This is a genomic window from Mycobacterium venezuelense, assembly GCF_054919535.1.
Window position 1 is genome coordinate 61391 of sequence record NZ_JBONDW010000001.1, and the last position, 17401, is coordinate 78791.

The following is a 17401-nucleotide window of genomic DNA, read 5'->3' on the forward strand; positions in this document are numbered from 1 at the left end:
CCCCCCTACCTACCGCAGCGCCGCTGGCATGAATCGGCGGCCCACCCACTTGGCCGTCTCGATGATCAAGAAGACCGCGATGGACAATCCGATCGCGACCGACCACCCGCGAATCGTGATGGGCGCCGAGTGGAACCACGTGTGCATGAATGGCGCGTAGGTGAAGAGGAGTTGCAGCACGATCATCGCGCCGGCCATCCGCCACACCCACGGATTTCCGCGAAACACCTTGGGCCGCAAGCTCGATGAGGTGACGAACCGGCAGTTCAGCAGGTAGGCCAGCTGACCGAGGGCCAGCATGTTGACGGCGGCGGTCTGCGCCACCGCCAGCGGATACTCGCCGGCACGGGCCACGAAGAACTCGGCGAGGGTGGCGCCGGCCACCAAGACCGACACCAGGCTGATCATGGCGACGTCAGCGCGGTTCACCAACGCCTGGCTGGGGGTGCGCGGTGGGCGCTGCATGAGGCCCTCTTCGGCTTTCTCGAAGACCAACGCCAACGACAGCGTGACCGAGGTGACCATGTTGACCCACAGGATCTGCACTGGTTGCAGGGGCAACGCGAACCCGAGCAGGATCGCGACGAGGATGATCAGCGATTGAGCGCCGTTGGTGGGCAGCATGAACAGCACGGACTTGCGGATGTTGTCGTAGATGCGCCTGCCTTCTTCGACCGCCCGCTCGATGGTCGCGAAGTTGTCGTCGGCCAGGACGATTCCGGCGGCCTCCTTGGTGGCCTCGGTGCCCTTGATGCCCATCGCGACGCCGATGTCGGCCCGGGTCAGCGCCGGCGCGTCGTTGACCCCGTCACCGGTCATGGCGACCACCTTGCCCTGCGCCTGCAGGGCGCTGACGATGCGCAGCTTGTGCTCGGGGCTGGTGCGGGCGTAGACGTCGACGTCGTCGGCCACCTGGCGCAGCCGGGTCTGGCTCATCTCCTCCAGCTCGGCTCCCGTGACCACGCGCGGATGGTCGCCGGCTTTGACGATGCCCATCTCGCGCGCGATGGCCCGCGCGGTTCCGGCGTGGTCGCCGGTGATCATCGTGACCTGGATTCCGGCCTGCTGGCACGACTCGATGGCCGTGATGGCTTCGGGCCTGGGCGGGTCGACTATGCCGACGATGCCGAGGAATTCCAGCTCGTCGTCGATGTCGTCGATGTCGACCCTCTGCGCGCCGATCGCGGATCGCCGTGCGGCCGCGAGTACGCGCAGCCCCTGTCCGCTCAATTCGTCGATCCGCGCGTCCCAGACCGCCCGGTCAAGCGGCTCTGAACAGGCCCCACCGGCCTGCGTGGAAGAGCGGTCGAGCAGCCGATCCGGTGCACCCTTGACGTAGAGATAGCGCTCACCGCCGGGGGTGTCGTTGAGCGTCACCATGAATTTGTTGGCGGACTCGAACGGCACGACGCCTAGCCGGGGCCAGTGCGTGTCGTCGATGCCGCCCTTCATCGCCAGCGCGCGCAGCGCACCCTCGGTCGGCTCACCGACCACCCGCCATTGCCCGTCGGCTTCATGCAGCCGTGCGTCGTTGCACACTGCCATCGTCGTCAGCAGTGCCGCGAGGTCGGGGTGGTCGGCGGGCGTGATCGGCATGCCGTCGAGCGCGATGCCACCTTCCGGCCGGTAGCCGGTGCCGGTGACGTCGAACTGGTGGCGCGCGGTGACCACGGTCCGAGCGGTCATCTCGTTCTGGGTCAACGTGCCGGTCTTGTCCGAGCAGATGACGCTGACGGCACCGAGCGCCTCGACGGCGGGCAGCTTACGGGTGATCGCCCTGCGGCGCGCCATCTGCTGCACGCCGAGGGCGAGGGTGATGGTGACGACGGCGGGCAATCCCTCGGGTATTGCCGCCACAGCGAAACCTATTGCCGCCGTTATCAGTTCGTTCACTGAGAATTGATGCAGCAGTTTGCCGATCACCAGCATCAACGCGGCCATACCCAATATGCCCACCGACAGTTGACGGCCGAAGCGAGCCAGTTTGCGCGTCAGCGGTGTGTCGATGGTTTCCACTTCGGCAATCAGCGACTGGATGCGGCCGATCTCAGTGCTCGTGCCGGTTGCCGTCACCACGCCGGTACCGGAACCCGCCGCCACGATGGTGCCCGAGTAGACCATCGACATGCGGTCTCCTAGACCGGCGTCCGGCCCGACCTGCGCGACGTCTTTCTTGGCAGGCAGGGACTCGCCCGTCAGGGCCGACTCCTCCACACGCAGGTTGGCGATTTCCAGCAGGCGCATGTCGGCCGGAACCCGGTCGCCCGACGCGATGCGCACGACATCGCCCGGTACCAATGTCTGCGCATCCACCTGTCGCCAGTGACCGTCACGGCGCACCTGCGCGCTCACCGACAGCATTCCCCGGATACTGTCGAGCGCGCGCTGCGCCCGTCCTTCCTGGAGAAAGCCCACCGCCGCATTGATCACCGCGACGGAAATGATCACGGCGCAATCCACCCATTCGTTGAGAATGGCCTTGAGCACACCGGCGGCGATCAGGATATAGATCAACACGTTGTTGAAGTGCGCAAAGAACCGGAGAAGCGCAGGCCGGGGCCGCTTTTCAGGAAGTTTGTTCGGGCCGTACGTGGCCAGCCGGTCACGCGCGCTGTCGGTGTCCAAACCGTCACTCGAACTGCCCAATACCTCAAGCACTTCGGTGACACTGCGGGAATGCGCCAGCGCGCTACCCAACGCGTCTTCTGCCGAGGCGGTCATTTCCGCCATATTCGAATACTGTACGGCGACGCGACCAAGCGCAATTGCTATTGGCTGTTGCGAACGAATTCAGCCACGCATGACGACGGCGAGGTTACGGTGTTCCATCCAACGTTGTTCCACGGGTCGCTGAACGTCTTCTTCGATAAGCGCCGGGTATTCGTCGAGGTCGGTGAATTGCAGTTCTCCGGACCGAAATCCGATCATGGCGCCGGCCCGGCTGCCTGACTCAAGCTGCTCCGAGAGGAATTCCACGCAACGAGCGGTCAGGATTGTCGCCTGTACCCGGTCGAACGGCGATGGGTTGCCGCCTTCCTGCACATGACCGAGGACCTCCTCCCTGGCGTCGAACAACTCCCCGCCTTCCTTCTGGAACAACGCGGTGATGAATCCGGTGGTGTAGACGCGGTCGGAGCCTTCACTGCGAATGATCAGGCCGACTCTCTTCCCTGCCCGGAAACTGTCGGCAAGTGCGTGGACATCGGCGGTGAGGCCGTCCAGCGTGATGCCGTGCTCGGGCAGGTAAATGCGTTCGGCTCCGGTCGCCAACCCACCGAGCAGCGCGAGGTACCCGCAGTCGTGACCCATCACCTCGACGACGAAGACCCGTCGCGTCGCGACAGCGGACCGCCGGATCTTGTCGACGTCGGCCACGATGCTGTTGAGCGCGGTGTCGCTGCCGATGCTCAATTCGGTTGCCGGGACGTCGTTGTTGATGGTCACCGGCATGCATACGATCGGGATGTCGAGCGCGGCGTACTGGTGCCGATGCCGGTGTAGCTCGTACGCCGCCTGGTAGCCGGCCCATCCGCCTGCCATCAGCAGTGCATCGATCTGGTGGGCGGCGACCTGTTCGGCGATCTGGGCGATGGCCGTGGCCCCTGGCACGTCGCGGTTGGTGCCGATCTCGGCACCACCCTCCGACACCCAGCTGCTGACATCCATCCAACCCGTTTCCGAGATATCACCGTCGCGCAATCCGCGGAACCCGTTCTTGACCGCTAGGACGGTGTGGCCGCGGTCCAGGCCGAGTCGGACCGCGGCACGCACCGCGGTGTTCATTCCCGGTGCCGGTCCGCCGCCGTGCATAACCGCGATCCGGAAGCGTCGCCGGCTCGGCTCGGCTCGTGGCGCGGCCTGTTGGATGGTCTGCAAAATCCCGTAGGACTGCCGGAAGTTCCCGCCGCGCAGGTCCATCGCTGCCTCGTAGTCCTGGGTTCTGATGCGTTCGGCGACTTGCTGCGTTTTCGCCACGCATTCCATCAGCGGCGAGGTGACCACCCGGTCGCCTCGCAAGCCGACCATTTGAGCCGGTGCTCCCGGCTCGTCGGCGAGTAGCCGTTCGACCGCGACGTGGCCGAGCACCGTTGCGAAGTAACGGTCGAACGCACTCGGCGCACCGCCACGCTGAACGTGTCCGAGGACGGTGACCCTGGTGTCCTCGCCCAGCTCGTTCTCCAGCAGCGTTCTGACCTCGTCAGCGGTGATCCGCTTGCCGTCGCGGTCGTGCGCGCCTTCGGCGAGCACGACGACGCTGTGCCGACGGCCGATGTCACGGCCCGCTTTGACGTCCCGGCACATCTGCTGCTGCCAATCCTCGGCCGGGGGTTGTTCCGGGATGAGAACCCAACTCGCCGCGGTGGCCAACGATGACATGAGGGCGAGGTAGCCGCAGTTTCGTCCCATCACCTCCACCACGAACGTGCGTTGGTGGCTTGCCGCGGTGCTGTGCAGCGCGTCCAACGCATCGACGATCCGGTGCAATGCCGTGTCGGCGCCGATCGTCATGTCGGTGCCGGACATGTCGTTGTCGATCGATCCGACCAGACCAACCAGACGTAGGAAAGGGTGTGCGTCCGCTGCATCCGAGGAGATCGCCCCGGTGTCAACCAGTTCGGCGAGCAGGCCGGACCACTCCTCACGGAACAGGTTGGCCCCGGCGAGACTGCCGTCCCCGCCGATCACCACGAGCGCGTCGATACCGTGCTCGACCATGTTGCGCGCGGCCGCCCGTCGGCCCTCACGAGTTCTGAATTGGTTCGACCGGGCCGTACCAATGACCGTGCCGCCCAGGTGCAGAATCCCGTCGGCCTCGATCGGGTCCATGCGCCGGATCAGGTCGCCGCCGGTGACCAGGCCGTGGTATCCCTCGTGGACCGCATACACGTCGATTCCGTGGTGTGCGGCGGTGCGGATGACTGCGCGCACGGCCGCGTTCATGCCTGCGGCGTCACCGCCACTCGTCAGGACAGCGACACTCGATGGTGCGGACTGGACGTCAGACATATCACCGGCCTCCCTCCTCCCCACTCTTACATGGCCGATGACCTCACAGCAGCGCTGTGAAAGGCCTGAAACGGAAAAAACCGCGGACCTGTCGGTCCGCGGTTTTCCAGCGTGGCAGGTGCAGGATTCGAACCTGCGTAGGCGTAAGCCGACGGATTTACAGTCCGCTCCCATTGGCCACTCGGGCAACCTGCCGGGTTGGTGCTCCGCCCCGTTCCCGGTTTGGTGCGAATAGCAGGGTACAACGAGGATGTACCTAAGTTACAAACCGGCAGCACCACAGCGAGGAGAGGAGAGGCATCCAATGGCGGATTCCAGCTTCGATGTCGTCAGCAAGGTCGACCGCCAGGAGGTCGACAACGCGCTCAACCAGGCCGCCAAGGAGCTGTCCACTCGGTTCGACTTCCGCCGTACCGACACGACGATCGCGTGGAAGGGCGACGAGGTGATCGAACTCACCTCCAGCACCGAGGAGCGCGTCAAGGCCGCGGTCGACGTGTTCAAGGAGAAGTTGGTGCGTCGTGACATCTCGATGAAGGCGTTCGACGCGGAGGACCCGCAGGCCAGCGGCAAGACCTACAAGGTCACCGGAACCATCAAGCAGGGCATCAGCAGCGAGCAGGCCAAGAAGATCACCAAGATCATCCGCGACGAGGGCCCCAAGGGCGTCAAAGCCCAGATTCAGGGCGAGGAGATCCGGGTCAGCTCGAAGAAGCGTGACGATCTGCAGGCCGTGATCGCGCTGCTGAAGGGATCAGACCTCGACGTGGCGTTGCAGTTCGTCAACTACCGGTAGAGCCGGCGGCGCGGCCGCGTTGAGTCTGCGTTGAGGGCGGGGTGTTCTCGATGTTTTGCGCCCTCAGCGCAGAGTCGATGCGACGCTAGTCGACTGCTCAGCAGATCAGGCGCTCGTTTCGGCCGCTGCCGGCGTATAGCTGCCCGGCCGGTGCGCCAGGCCGTAATGGCCGCGCAGCGTGGTCGCGGTGTACTCGGTGCGGAACAGGCCACGCTTCTGCAGGCGCAGTGAGTGCTCCGGCGCGATGAGATCGGTGAACTGTTGCTCCAACTCGCGGGGCGCTTCCTCGGTCGGCGCGAGATACCGCACGATTCCGGGCAGGATCTTCACCTCGTCGGGGGGCCGAGTCGAATGCGCGACGCGACGCCTAGGCCACCGGCGTCTGGCGCGCGGCGGCGTGTATGCGCGACGGTTTGACCCGGATCGCGCCGGTGCACGGCCGCAACGCGGCGACGGTTCGGCCGTGATACTCGACCGCGATGGTCTCCCCCGCCGCGACCCGGTCGAACACTCGAGCGGCGCGAGTCCGCAGTTCGTTGAGCGGCACCGCGATGAGTATGTCGTGGCAGCCGTGTGCGGCCTGCAATCGAGCGATGGGGCGCCCGCGGCGCAGCACCTCGAACGTCTCGCCCGCGGCGACACGTTCGACGTAGTTGCGCGTATCGCCGCGGAGTTGCCCGATGCCGATGGTGCACACCATGTCGATACTCGCTAAACCACCAGATCGGGACGCACTAAGTTATCGATCATTTCACCGAATAGACCACCGTTGACCTGGTGAGAACCGGTGAGCAACATCCCCCAACGCACGCTCCGTAGAATAGCATGTGAATCGCCATTCACGTCGGACAACGCGGTCAGGCGCCGCCGAACTCGGGCCTCAGGACTGGGCTGAGCGCGCTGAGCGGTATGTGCGCCTGCACCGTGCCGCCGTCCATCGACCACTGCATCCGGCCGGGCGTGAAATCGATCGGGCTGTCACGCGCGACCGGGTAGTCCGGCATGTAGAGGATCAGCTCGTCAGGGGTCAGCGCCCACGCCTTGTAGCCGCCCGAATACACCTTGTCGGGCGTCCAACGATCCGGCGTGAACGGATAGGTGCCGGGCTGGTGCGGCGGCGGTGCGGCATCAAGGGCGGCGACGATGAACGGCGCGCCAAGGCGCGGGATCTCGACCCGGTGGTCGACTCCCGGTTTGAACAGGTCGGCCAGTTGCACCTGACGCCCGCCGGCAAAGGTGAAGGTGCGGTAGGCGTCGCTGAGGATGGGCGCGTTCGGGTGTGCGAGCGCGTCGGTACCGAACGTACCCGAGTAGATCTCGTGGAAGACGACGCTCATCGCGTCGCCGCGATGGAACACCTGGAAGTGCTGCTCGCCGAAGCTGTCCTGGACCATCTTTTTCGCGGCGGTGCGCCAGTTGTTCATCAGGTTGGTCAGATACTCCCGGATGACGGGGTTGTCCACCAGATCGCCGGGCAGCGCCATCTTGATGTTACGGACGGCTTTTCGGTCCGACACCACCGACGTGCTGCAGAACTGACCATCCCAGTTGCCGCCCAACTCGTCGCAGAAACTCGGGGCCGACGCCGCCGCGGACGGCGCGGTCGTGAGTGCCACCGCTACCGCAACCGCTCCCACCATCGCGCGACGCATGATTACGGCAACTCGACTTTGCTTGCCCGCCAGCGGCCGTCGACATATTCCATCGTCATCTTGATCCGGCTGCGGTCGATGCGCGGATCGGGCACGTGCGTGTTCGACACCGACTGGTCGACGAACAGCAGCACCACGGCCTTGTCCTTGCTGGCCGACTGAACGGCCGACTCCAGCACCACGCCGTGTGCGGATGCCTTGTTGTCGATCAGCAACTGGCGCAGCTCCGTTGCGGACTTCGAGTACATGTCCTTGAACTCGCCCGTCGCGCCGTCGAGCACCTGGGTGAAGTTCTCGTCGACCTTGGCCGTGTCGATGCTCGTGAGTACCGCCGCATACGCGACCGCGGCCTGCTGCGCGGCCTCTCCGGCACGCTCGACTTGCTGTTGCTGCCACAACTGCCAGCCGAGGTAGCCCGCGGCAGCCAACGCGGCGACAAGCACAGCGGCAACCGCTCCGATGACCACCCTGCGCAGTGACCGACGATCAGTCGACTGCTCATCGCCGGATTCCTCGGCGCTGTCGGCCTTTTCGTCGTCCGCTTCGGTGTCGGCGTCCTCGGTGCCGGCCTTGTCGTCCGTGGCCTCGGACGCCTCGTCGGCGTCGCCAGTCGCCTCCTCGACCTCTTTGTCGTCGAGTTCGGCGTCTTTGTCGGTGTCTTTGTCAGTCGTCACAGACAACGTCATCTCCTAGATCAGCGGGGTGGCTCGATGGGCAGCGTCGGGCCGCCGTACGGGGTGGGAATCGAGTACCGGCCCTTCGGGGTCGGATCGGTCTGCCTGCCGAGATCGGCGCCAGGAGGCGGTCCGGCGGTGTCGTCGCCGGCCGGCCTCGGCGCGTTCCTGGCACCTCGGACCAGGATCCCGGGATGGTCATTGGTGCAGTACGTGTACATGAACGGTTCGGGGTAGTCGGCCGAAGACGGTGGGAGGCGCGGTGTTCCGTAATCGCAGGAGTACCGGGGATAGATGTCACCGGTCGCCCACAGCCCGTGGTCGTGCATCGTCGTGCCGAGCGCATCGAGCAGCGACGTACGGTAGTTCGGGAACAGCGCATTGAGCGCAGGCACCCGGAGATAGAGCAGCCGCGAGGTGGTGGTCAGGTTGCCGAGCAGCTGCACCATGGTGTCGGAGTTGTCGATGAACAGGTTGTCGACCGACGTCAACGTTCCCGGCGCCTGGTTGGTGAGCCGACGGTAGCCGTCACGCATTCTGTTGATGCCCGCAAATGACTCGCTGAGATTGTCTGACGCGACGTCGATTCCGGCGTTCTTGTCGGCGACGAGGGTGAACACCGAGCGGCTGCTGCGCAGCAGGCTGCTGGTCTCCGGTAGCACCGAGTCGATCGTGGACAGCAGGAACGTGCCGCCGTCGATGATGTCCGCGAGCTTCTGGGGACCGGCGTCGCTGAGACTCAGCTCGCGCCTGATGAGTTCGAGCTTGGCCGTGTCGGTTTGGGCCAGCGCCCCGTCGGCGTTGGCGAGCAGCTCCGCGAGACTGACCGGCACCGTGGCCTTGCCGAGGGCGATGACGCTGCCGTCGGCGAGGAATGGTCCCCGGTCCGAATCCGGAACGAAGTCGATGTACTGCTCGCCGGCCGGCGACAAACCGGAAACGCGGACCCCGCTGGACTCCGGGATCTTCACGGTGGATTTGACGTTGACCACAGCATTGACGCCGGACGGGGTGATGTCGAGTTGTTGCACGCGCCCGATCGGCACACCGCGCAGCGTCACGTCTTGGTTGGGCAGCAGGCCGGCCGACTCGGGCAGTTGGACGGTGAGCTTGTACTGCGACGCGAACGGATTCACCCGCAGCGCACCGAACAGCAGATACCCGGTCGCCACCACCAGGACCATGATCAGGCCGGCCGCCGACAACCACGCCCGGCGCCGATGGCCGTACCGGACAAGGCCGACGAGTCGGTCCGCTGCTGTGCCGATCATCGCGGTGCCTCGGCCGGCAGCGGCGCAGGCGCCTCGGCGGGTGGCGCCGCGGCCGGCCCCGGCGGTGGCGGAGCCGCCGGAGCCGGTCCCCCGGCGTGCGGTACGACCTCGAGTTGACCCGGTTCGGTCGGGCTCGGTATCACCGGGACCTGAGGAACCCCTGGCCCCCTGCCGACGACCTTCTCCTGCAGGCGCAACAGTGTGTACCGGAACGCGCCCACCAGCTGATGCCAGTTGTGCCACTTGGGGCCGTGCAGGCCCGGGTCTCCAGCGAAACCGATATCCGGGATGCTTCCGAGAATCAATCGATCGATGCTCGCGTTCACCGCGATCGCGTTGCTCGTCGTGCCCTTGACGAACGGTGGCATCAGCCGGTTGAGCGCATACAGCGTGGCGTCGGGGGTCATCGCGACGTCATTCCACGCACCCGCGACCGTGTTCGCATCGGCGATGACGCTGCGGCCACTCGTGTCGGTACCCGCGATCGAGGGGAATTTCCGCAGTTGGTCGGAGACGTCGCCGATCTGTTCCACCAGATCGGCGATCTGAGTGGTGTGGGTCGCCAGGGTGTCGGTGGCCGGACGCGCCTGCGCCATCACCTCACTGATCGTCTGATTCTTGGCCTCGATCTGCTGGACCAGCCCCGAGGTCTCGCTGATGGCGGTCGAGATCTGTTCGGATCTGCCGTTGAGCGTGCCGAGGGTCTGGTTGGTCTTGCGGATCAGGTTGCCGAACGCCTGGCCCTGGTCGCCGGTCGCCTTGCCCAAACCGTTGATGATGTTGGTGAAGTTGCGCACCGCACCCCCGTTCACCAGAATCGCAGCCGAGCTCAGCACCGATTCGACAGTGGCCGCGGCCGCGGTCGATTCCAGCGGGATGGTGTCGCCGTCCTTCAGCAACGGCGCATCGGGGTCTGCTGGACTCGGTGGCTTGATGGCGACGAAGACGTCGCCCAACGGTGTGGCAGAACGCAATTCGGCGGTGCTGCCCTGCGGTAACCGCACCCCGTCCATGATCCGCAGGGTGGTCACCGCGGTGTAGTTGCGCGCCACCATCGACTCCATCTGCCCGACGTCGGCGCCGGCCAGTTTCACCTTGGCGTTGGCGGGCAAGTTGAGCGCGTTGGAGAACACGGCCGTCACCCGGTAGCCGCCGGATCCGACGCCCGGTGCGGGCAGCGGCAGGCTCGCCAAACCTTCGGTGGCACACCCTGAGACCACGAGGCATGCAGTCAATGCGAGCGCCACGGGCGCCCGTCGCATCCGATCTCTACCCATCACCTCTGCCCCATCGCCGCAAGCCCGTCGAGCATGTTGGAGATTCCGAAGTCCGGCCCGAAGTCCTGCAAAGTTCCGGTGCTGCAGCCCAATTGACGCAGCCCCATGACGTTGCAGATCTCCTTGATGAACTGGTTGTCGAACAACACCCGGTCGGTCAGCACTTTGACCCGCAGCGAGCCGTTCTTCTGGTCGACGACGTTGTACAGGTTGTCGAGTGTCATCGGCGCGACGTCGAGGAACTCGGCGAGATCGCGTTCGTGATCGACGGCGGTCTTCAGAACGATGTCGCCGTTGGCAACGATGTCCTTGATCGCATCCCGATGGGTGTCGAGAACCTCGCCGGTCTGGGTCAGCACGTCGTTGATCTTCTTGCCGGTGGTTCCGGTGCCCAGATCCTCATCGGCCAGGATCTGGCTGAGCGCGCGCACCGACGAACCGAAGTCGCGCATCGTCGCGTCGTTGCGTTCGGTTGCTTCCGACAACGAGCTCAGATTGCGGATGATCGTGGTGAGCTGGTCTCTGGTCACCGTGCCCTTGTCGGCACTCAACCGCAGCGCGTTCGACAACTCGCCGAGGGCATCCTTCATCCGCTGGCCGTTCCCGTCCGCGATCGCGGCGCTGGAGTTGACGACGTCGGCCACCGGGCCATTGCCCTTGCCGTCACCACGCAGTGAGACCGACAGTTTGTCCAGAACATCGAGCACCCGCGCGAATTCGACCGGTGTCTGGGTACGGTGCAAGCCGATGGTGGCGTGGTCCTGTAAGACGTCGCCGTCGCGATATGGCGGGGTCAGCTCGATCTGCCGGTCGGTCAGAATCGAGTTCGAGATGGTGACTGCCTGCGCGTCGGCCGGGATCTTGACGTCTTTGTCGACCGTGAAGTCGACTTCGACGTAGCTGCCCTTCGGGGTGATTTTGGTGACCTTGCCCACCGGCATCCCGAGCACCGCAACGGTGTTGCCTTCGTAAAGCCCTGCCGCGCTGTCGAACTGCGCGGTCACCGAAATGGTGTTGAGCCGATCCTTGGTGTAGATCACCACCGCCACGACGGCGACCGCAGCCGCGGTGAGCGCCGCGATGCCCAGGACCACCAACCGAGACTTCCCGATTCTCATTTGCAGTCCTTGAAGTACTGGAGCATGTTGAATTGCTTGGCCCGACCGCTGATCGCACACATCCACGAGTCGATCAGCAGGCCGTTGGTGGCGTTGAAGTCGACGGCGTTGCCAGTGCCGGTGGCATTGGCGAGGCCGCGCAGTGCGATGGGGGCGGATTGCAGGATGCTGCGCAGCAGGTCGTCGTGCTGGCCGAGCATGCCGGACAGCTCACGCAGATTGCGCAGCAGCTCCTCCAACTCGGGGCGGTCGTCGATGACGATGTTGCTCAACGTTTGGACGAGATTGGTGAGCGCGTCCATCATCGCGTGGAACGTGGCACGCCGTGCGACGAACTCCCCGAGAAGCGAATTACCTTGGTTGACCAGGTTTCCGATCGTCGACTGCTGGCGGCGGAGCGTATTGCTGATGAGCTCTGTGGTTTTGAGAAGCTCACCCAATTGGTCACGGCGCTGCGCAATGATCGTCGACAGCGTGTGGGTGTTCTCCAGCGCCTGCGGCACCACCGGCGGCAGAGTCTTCAACTGCTCGCCCAGGATGGCCAGCGACTGGGCGAATTTGTCGGTGTCGACCTGTTCGTATGTTCTGGTGACGTCGGCCAGAGCTTCCTGCAGGTCGTAGGGCACCTCGGTATGAGTGAGGTCAAAAGTGTTGTCGGGCAATGAACCCGCGCCTCCGGGATACAGCGCCAGGTAGCGTGATCCCAGGATCGTGGTGATCTTGATGGAGGCACGGGAGTCCTCGCCCAGCGCCACGTCATTGCGGACCTTGAGATCGGCTTCGACGTGATCGCCTGCGAGCTTCATGCTCATCACCTCGCCGACCGGGATTCCGGCGACGGTGATCGGGTTACCCGGCCGCAGGGCCGCGGCCTGGAGGAAGTGTGCGGTGTACTCGCGATAGCCGATGTTGGCGACCTTGATCAACAGAAGTGTCGCCACGAGCACCGAAACCACTGCTACCGCAATGATTCCCAGCAACGTGCGGTTGCGATTCTCCAAGGGCGGGCGCCTGCGCCGCGGCGTCAGCGTTTGATCAGCCATTGGCCATGTTCCTGCACTTCGGGGTGTACTGGGCCTTGTTGCCGGGCGTTGCCGCGTCGACGATGATCGGCACCACGTCGTTGAGACCGGGGAAGAACCCCTGGATGTTCAGGTCACACGCGTAGGCGTTGGCGTACGTGCCCTCACTGGTGATGCGCGCAAAACCTTTGAGCAGCAACGGAAGATTGGCGCCGGTGAACGCCAGTTGCGGCTCGAGGCCCACCATGTGCGCGGCGAACCCCGGTTCGCGGATGACCAGTTCGTTCAGCGACGGGTACACCTCGTCGGAGATCGTCGACAGCTGGCGGACCACCTTCGCAATCGAGCCCATCGAGTCCACCAATTGCGGGCGGCGCGCGTCGAATGTGGACACCACCGTTTGGGCTTCCCCGATGATGTGGTCGAGGTCGTCATTGTGGCGAGCGAGGTTGGCCGTCACCACGTTCAAGTCGGTGATCACCTCGCCCAGTTGTTCGTCCTGCCCGGCAAACGACTCGGTGAGCCTGCTGGTCTGATCGACAAGGGCGGTGATCGAGCCCTCGTCGCCCTGCAGTGACTGGATGACGCCCTTGGTCAGATTGTCGGCGTTGTGCGGGTCGAGCACACTGAACAGCGGCTCGTAACCGTTGAGGAGCGTATCGACATCGAACGACGGATCGGTGCGCTCGACGGGAATCACGCTGCCCGCGGGCAGTTGACCCGGGTCGCCGAGCTTGCCCAACGACAGTCCCAGGTAACGCTGCCCGACGATGTTCTGGTAGGTGACCGAGGCGACGGTGGTGCCCAGCACCTGCTGATCGCTTTGCACGACGAACGACACCTTGGCCAGATTGCCGTCCAGTTCCACGCTTTCCACCCGGCCAACTCGCACACCCGCCATCCGGACATCGTCGCCCTCACGCAATCCGAACACATCGGTGAACATCGCTGCATACGGCACCGTCTTGCCTGCCACGTCGCGGCGCAGCGTGACGTAGACCAGCCACGTCAACGCGACCGCCACCACCATGAACAACGACAGTCCGATCAGTGCGCCGCGGTATCTCATCGGGGCTCCTCAGAAATGGACACCGTCATGCCCCGCGCCACGGGGCCGAGCAGGAGCTGGGTGGCGGCCGTGGCGGGCTGGCCGGTGATGACGCTGAGTTGGGTGCGTTCCTGCACGCTGCCGACCGGGCCGACGTTGCCGCCGAACGACGCTGGTGCGGCCTCGGCGGGAAGTAGCGGCGGCCCCGGGGGCGGCGCAGGCCCGGGCGGGGGCGGATTCCACGGATTGGGCGCGACGGGCGCGACCGGGGACTGGTTCACCGGTGGCGGCGGGGTCGGGATCAGCGCTGGGTTCGCGGACCCGGGAACCGGTGGCTGCGGCGTCATCTCGGGCGGCAGTGGCGGATTGGGGTCGGCCAGGCTCGGGTTCGGGTTGATCAGCGGCGGGCCGACGGCGATGAGGTTTCCGTTCTCTCCCAGCACCGTGCCCGGCGGCGGCGCGAGATCCTTGGGCGGCTGGTAGTTCTGCGGGAGCAGTACCTCGGGCATGGCCGGTCGCGTCCCCACCAGCGGCGCGGTGTAGCAGCTCGGCCCCTTGAGCTCGCCGTACTGTGGGCAGTCGGCCCGGGTGTAGGTGTAGCTGGGCGTGAACGACAGGTTCACCCGCATGTTGCCGGTGTCGCGATCGTGCATCCACACCTCGTTGAAGAACTTGTCGGACAGCTGATTCAGCTTGACGAAGGCCGGCACCCAGTGGCGGGACGTCTGCGCCAGGTTGCCGAGCACCGGGGTCATCTCGGACGTGATCTTGACGAGCCGGTCGGTGTGGTTGTTGAGCGCGGTATGGGTCGTGTCCATGGTGTGCATGCCACCGCTGATCAGCGTGTCGAGCTGAGACCGCTGTTCGACCAGGACCCGCATCGGCTCGACCGCCTGTTGCAGCGAATCAAGCAGTTCGGGCGCGGTGGCCTGCAGTCCTCGGGTGGCGTCGATGAGGGCTGAGACCGTCGTCCCGCCGGGCTCGGCGGCCACGATCGCGTTGGTTTCGTCGATGAGCCGGTTCAATTGAGCGCCGCTGGCCAACAATTCGGTGCGACGATCCTCGGTGGCGGCGTTGACGGCAGCCAGGATGCCGACCGTCTTGTCCTCGCGGCCGCGTCCGGTCGCAGCCAGGATGTCGCGCAGCTTGCTGATGGTGGTCTGGAACAACACCGTCGGCAACTCGGTGTCCTCGGGAATATGCGCGCCGGACTGGATGGCCGGGCCCGGGCCCTGATCGACCAGCTGGACCGACGACACCGCGAACACATTGCTCGGCACGACGCGCGCGGTCACCGTGCCCGGAATCGACTTGGCGTACTCGGGATTGAGGTCGATGTGCACGTAGTTGGGGTTGCCGTGCGCGGCAGGCGTGACTTCCTGCACCATGCCGACCAGCACGCCGTGGTACTTCACGTCGGACCGCTGGGGCAGTCCGTCGCCGACGTTGACGAGGTTGGCGACGACTCTGACGTACGGGTCGAGCCGACCGGTCGACTTGACCAGCAGCGCCGCCGTCACGATCGACACCACCAGCAGCAGCGCGACGCCGCAGCCCAGCAGTTGGCGGTCCGACGGTCCGCGACCGTCCAGCTCAATGGAATTCGGCAATGTGGCTTCTCACCCCCCGAACCTCGCCCCGGAATCGACGCTCCACAGCGCCATGGTGAGCAGCATGTTGACCATGATCACAACGGTGATGCTGGCCCTCATGGCGTGACCGGCGGCCACGCCCACCCCGACGGGACCGCCGCTCGCGTAAAAGCCGTAGTAACACTGGATCGTCGACGCGATCCACACGAAGACGATCGCCTTGAGCAACGAGTAGAGGATGTCCTGGCCGGACAACATCATCGTGAAGTAGTGCAGGTAAGAACCCGTCGAACCGCCGCTGATCGCGAACACCACGAGTTGGCTCGTCAGGTAGCTGACCGCCAGGCAGGCGACGTAGAGCGGCACGATCGCGACCACCGAGGCCATCAACCGCGTCGTCACCAGGTACGGAATGGGCCGAATTGCCAAGGCGTTCAACGCATCGATCTCCTCGGCGATGCGCATCGAGCCCAGCTGCGCGGTGAACCGGCAGCCCGCCTGCGTCGCGAACGCCAGTGACGCGGCGATCGGCGCGAGCTCACGGGTGTTCACCAGTGAGGAGATGATGCCCGTGGCGGGCCCGAGCCCGAGCAGGTCCAAGAAGTTGTAGCCCTCTATACCGACGAGCGCGCCGACGGTGACACCAAGCACGATCGCCACCCCGGCGGTGCCTCCGCCGACGACGAGAGAACCGTTCCCCCAAGTGATATCGGACAGCAGCCGAACGAACTCTTTGCGGTAGTGGCGCAGTGCGATCGGCACGGCCACGACTGCCTGGACGAAAAACACCAGCATGTGCCCGAGCCGGATGACCGGCGTGGAGGCACTTCGGTAGAGCCGGACGACCGGCGCCAAGAGCGGAGGTACGAAGGTCGAGGCCGTCATGTCACAGCCCCACCCGCGGGAACAGCATGATGTAGAGCTGGCTGATCGCGACGTTGACCACCATCAGCACCAGAATCGATTCGACGACGGCTGCGTTGACGGAGTTCGCGACACCCGTCGGCCCGCCGACCGTGGACAGCCCCTTCTGGCACGACACCACGGCGACGATCGCGCCGAAGATCACCGCCTTGACGAGCGCAACGATCATGTCCTCGGTGGTCGCGAACGACGAGAAGGTGGCGACGAAGCTGCCTGGCGCACCGTTCTGGAAGTAGACGTTGAACAGATAACTGGCCAGGAAGCCGACGAAGCACACCACGCCGGTGAGTGCGACGCCGACCATGACGGCCGCCGCGAACCGCGGCACCACCAGACGTCGCACGACCGATACGCCCATGACCTCCATCGCGTCGGTTTCCTCGCGCATCGTGCGCGAACCCAGATCGGCGGTGATCGCCGATCCGACCGCGGCGGCCATCAGGATCGCGGCCGTGAGCGAGGCGGCCTGCCGGATGACGGCCAGGCCGCTGGCAGCGCCGGCGAGCGAGGTGGCGCCGACCTGTCCGGCCAGCAGTGCGAACTGGATCGACAGCGTGACGCCGATGGGCAGTGCCACCAGAACCGTCGGCAGCACCGCCGTGCCTGCCATGAAAGCGCCCTGCCTGATGAATTCCTGCCATTGAAAGCGGCCGGTGAACAGATCGGTGAACAAGTACTGCAGGGTGCGCACTCCGAGGACGAACTGGTCACCGACCGTGGTGAGCGACGCAATCGGATGGCGCCTGACGTAGCCGGTGGTCCAATCTTCGATGGCGTCGAGCCCGCGTTCCCGCCCGACTTCGTCAGACACGCGCTCAGGAGACGCGGTCATCCTCTCTCGTCACGAAATTGAGTAGGCACAGTTGATTCCCTCTCGACACCCGCAGAGTCGTAACCGCAGTGGTTGGCACGGTATAGCCGTCTCTGTGCCGTCGTCAACGTTTTGCCGAATTCTCATTCACATAGTTCGACGAGTGCCGGATGGTCCGCGTACGACTTGACCACGCCAGCCGCCAGTGG

General features: G+C 65.2%; 14 protein-coding genes, 1 tRNA gene and 1 pseudogene. 1 reads left to right on the plus strand and 15 read right to left on the minus strand.

Annotated features, from left to right (window positions below; translation table 11 throughout):
• Positions 1 to 9 precede the first annotated feature (9 nt).
• The 3 genes from ACRCUN_RS00240 to ACRCUN_RS00250 form a co-directional block, all read right to left on the minus strand.
• Positions 10 to 2721 carry a cation-translocating P-type ATPase gene (locus ACRCUN_RS00240; RefSeq protein WP_462140094.1) on the minus strand — a complete coding sequence of 904 codons (2712 nt, stop codon included), beginning with the start codon at positions 2719 to 2721 and terminating at the stop codon, positions 10 to 12.
• Positions 2722 to 2790: 69 nt separating this feature from the next.
• Positions 2791 to 5007, minus strand: coding sequence for a 6-phosphofructokinase (locus ACRCUN_RS00245; protein WP_462139662.1), 2217 nt, complete (start codon positions 5005 to 5007; stop codon positions 2791 to 2793).
• 112 nt (positions 5008 to 5119) lie between these two features.
• A tRNA-Tyr gene (locus ACRCUN_RS00250) sits at positions 5120 to 5202 on the minus strand.
• A gap of 109 nt (positions 5203 to 5311) precedes the next feature.
• Between ACRCUN_RS00250 and ACRCUN_RS00255 the strand changes: the two genes are divergently transcribed.
• Entirely contained in the window at positions 5312 to 5803 is a 492-nt protein-coding gene (locus tag ACRCUN_RS00255; protein ID WP_462139663.1) for a YajQ family cyclic di-GMP-binding protein, read from the plus strand.
• Between the two features lie 105 nt (positions 5804 to 5908).
• Here ACRCUN_RS00255 and ACRCUN_RS00260 read toward each other — a convergent pair.
• The 12 genes and pseudogenes from ACRCUN_RS00260 to ACRCUN_RS00315 all read right to left on the minus strand — a co-directional run.
• Positions 5909 to 6169: pseudogene (locus ACRCUN_RS00260) on the minus strand (hypothetical protein); the annotation flags it as partial.
• A 1-nt stretch (position 6170) separates the two neighbouring features.
• Entirely contained in the window at positions 6171 to 6503 is a 333-nt protein-coding gene (locus ACRCUN_RS00265; protein WP_462140125.1) for a type II toxin-antitoxin system Phd/YefM family antitoxin, read from the minus strand.
• A gap of 157 nt (positions 6504 to 6660) precedes the next feature.
• A complete protein-coding gene (locus ACRCUN_RS00270; RefSeq protein WP_462139664.1) occupies positions 6661 to 7455 on the minus strand; it encodes a mannan-binding protein in 795 nt (264 codons plus the stop codon).
• 2 nt (positions 7456 to 7457) lie between these two features.
• A complete protein-coding gene (locus ACRCUN_RS00275; protein ID WP_462139665.1) occupies positions 7458 to 8141 on the minus strand; it encodes an Rv1363c family protein in 684 nt (227 codons plus the stop codon).
• Between the two features lie 8 nt (positions 8142 to 8149).
• Positions 8150 to 9400 (minus strand): MlaD family protein, encoded by a 1251-nt coding sequence (locus ACRCUN_RS00280; RefSeq protein ID WP_462139666.1) that lies wholly within the window; start codon positions 9398 to 9400, stop codon positions 8150 to 8152.
• A complete protein-coding gene (locus ACRCUN_RS00285) occupies positions 9397 to 10662 on the minus strand; it encodes an MCE family protein (RefSeq protein WP_462139667.1) in 1266 nt (421 codons plus the stop codon). The genes ACRCUN_RS00280 and ACRCUN_RS00285 overlap by 4 nt, the downstream gene beginning before the upstream one ends.
• A 14-nt stretch (positions 10663 to 10676) precedes the next feature.
• Positions 10677 to 11795: an MCE family protein gene (locus tag ACRCUN_RS00290; protein ID WP_462139668.1), complete on the minus strand. Its 1119-nt coding sequence runs from the start codon at positions 11793 to 11795 to the stop codon at positions 10677 to 10679.
• Positions 11792 to 12838: an MCE family protein gene (locus tag ACRCUN_RS00295; protein ID WP_462139669.1), complete on the minus strand. Its 1047-nt coding sequence runs from the start codon at positions 12836 to 12838 to the stop codon at positions 11792 to 11794. The genes ACRCUN_RS00290 and ACRCUN_RS00295 overlap by 4 nt, the downstream gene beginning before the upstream one ends.
• On the minus strand, positions 12831 to 13886 hold the full coding sequence (locus ACRCUN_RS00300; protein ID WP_462139670.1) for an MCE family protein: 1056 nt from the start codon (positions 13884 to 13886) through the stop codon (positions 12831 to 12833). The genes ACRCUN_RS00295 and ACRCUN_RS00300 overlap by 8 nt, the downstream gene beginning before the upstream one ends.
• Positions 13883 to 15475, minus strand: a complete 1593-nt coding sequence (locus ACRCUN_RS00305; protein WP_462139671.1) for an MlaD family protein — start codon at positions 15473 to 15475, stop codon at positions 13883 to 13885. The genes ACRCUN_RS00300 and ACRCUN_RS00305 overlap by 4 nt, the downstream gene beginning before the upstream one ends.
• A 9-nt stretch (positions 15476 to 15484) precedes the next feature.
• On the minus strand, positions 15485 to 16342 hold the full coding sequence (locus ACRCUN_RS00310; RefSeq protein WP_462139672.1) for an ABC transporter permease: 858 nt from the start codon (positions 16340 to 16342) through the stop codon (positions 15485 to 15487).
• A gap of 1 nt (position 16343) precedes the next feature.
• Positions 16344 to 17213 (minus strand): MlaE family ABC transporter permease, encoded by an 870-nt coding sequence (locus ACRCUN_RS00315; RefSeq protein WP_462139673.1) that lies wholly within the window; start codon positions 17211 to 17213, stop codon positions 16344 to 16346.
• Positions 17214 to 17401 lie beyond the last annotated feature (188 nt).

Bases quoted from the DNA above. Each gene is read 5' to 3' on its own strand.
- ACRCUN_RS00295 (WP_462139669.1), bottom strand. From the start codon at position 12,838: ATGGCTGATCAAACGCTGACGCCGCGGCGCAGGCGCCCGCCCTTGGAG.
- ACRCUN_RS00240 (WP_462140094.1), bottom strand. From the start codon at position 2,721: ATGACCGCCTCGGCAGAAGACGCGTTGGGTAGCGCGCTGGCGCATTCC.
- ACRCUN_RS00310 (WP_462139672.1), bottom strand. From the start codon at position 16,342: ATGACGGCCTCGACCTTCGTACCTCCGCTCTTGGCGCCGGTCGTCCGG.
- ACRCUN_RS00265 (WP_462140125.1), bottom strand. From the start codon at position 6,503: ATGGTGTGCACCATCGGCATCGGGCAACTCCGCGGCGATACGCGCAAC.
- ACRCUN_RS00315 (WP_462139673.1), bottom strand. From the start codon at position 17,213: ATGACCGCGTCTCCTGAGCGCGTGTCTGACGAAGTCGGGCGGGAACGC.
- ACRCUN_RS00300 (WP_462139670.1), bottom strand. From the start codon at position 13,886: ATGAGATACCGCGGCGCACTGATCGGACTGTCGTTGTTCATGGTGGTG.
- ACRCUN_RS00285 (WP_462139667.1), bottom strand. From the start codon at position 10,662: ATGCGACGGGCGCCCGTGGCGCTCGCATTGACTGCATGCCTCGTGGTC.
- ACRCUN_RS00255 (WP_462139663.1), top strand. From the start codon at position 5,312: ATGGCGGATTCCAGCTTCGATGTCGTCAGCAAGGTCGACCGCCAGGAG.
- ACRCUN_RS00270 (WP_462139664.1), bottom strand. From the start codon at position 7,455: ATGCGTCGCGCGATGGTGGGAGCGGTTGCGGTAGCGGTGGCACTCACG.
- ACRCUN_RS00290 (WP_462139668.1), bottom strand. From the start codon at position 11,795: ATGAGAATCGGGAAGTCTCGGTTGGTGGTCCTGGGCATCGCGGCGCTC.
- ACRCUN_RS00245 (WP_462139662.1), bottom strand. From the start codon at position 5,007: ATGTCTGACGTCCAGTCCGCACCATCGAGTGTCGCTGTCCTGACGAGT.
- ACRCUN_RS00275 (WP_462139665.1), bottom strand. From the start codon at position 8,141: ATGACGTTGTCTGTGACGACTGACAAAGACACCGACAAAGACGCCGAA.
- ACRCUN_RS00280 (WP_462139666.1), bottom strand. From the start codon at position 9,400: ATGATCGGCACAGCAGCGGACCGACTCGTCGGCCTTGTCCGGTACGGC.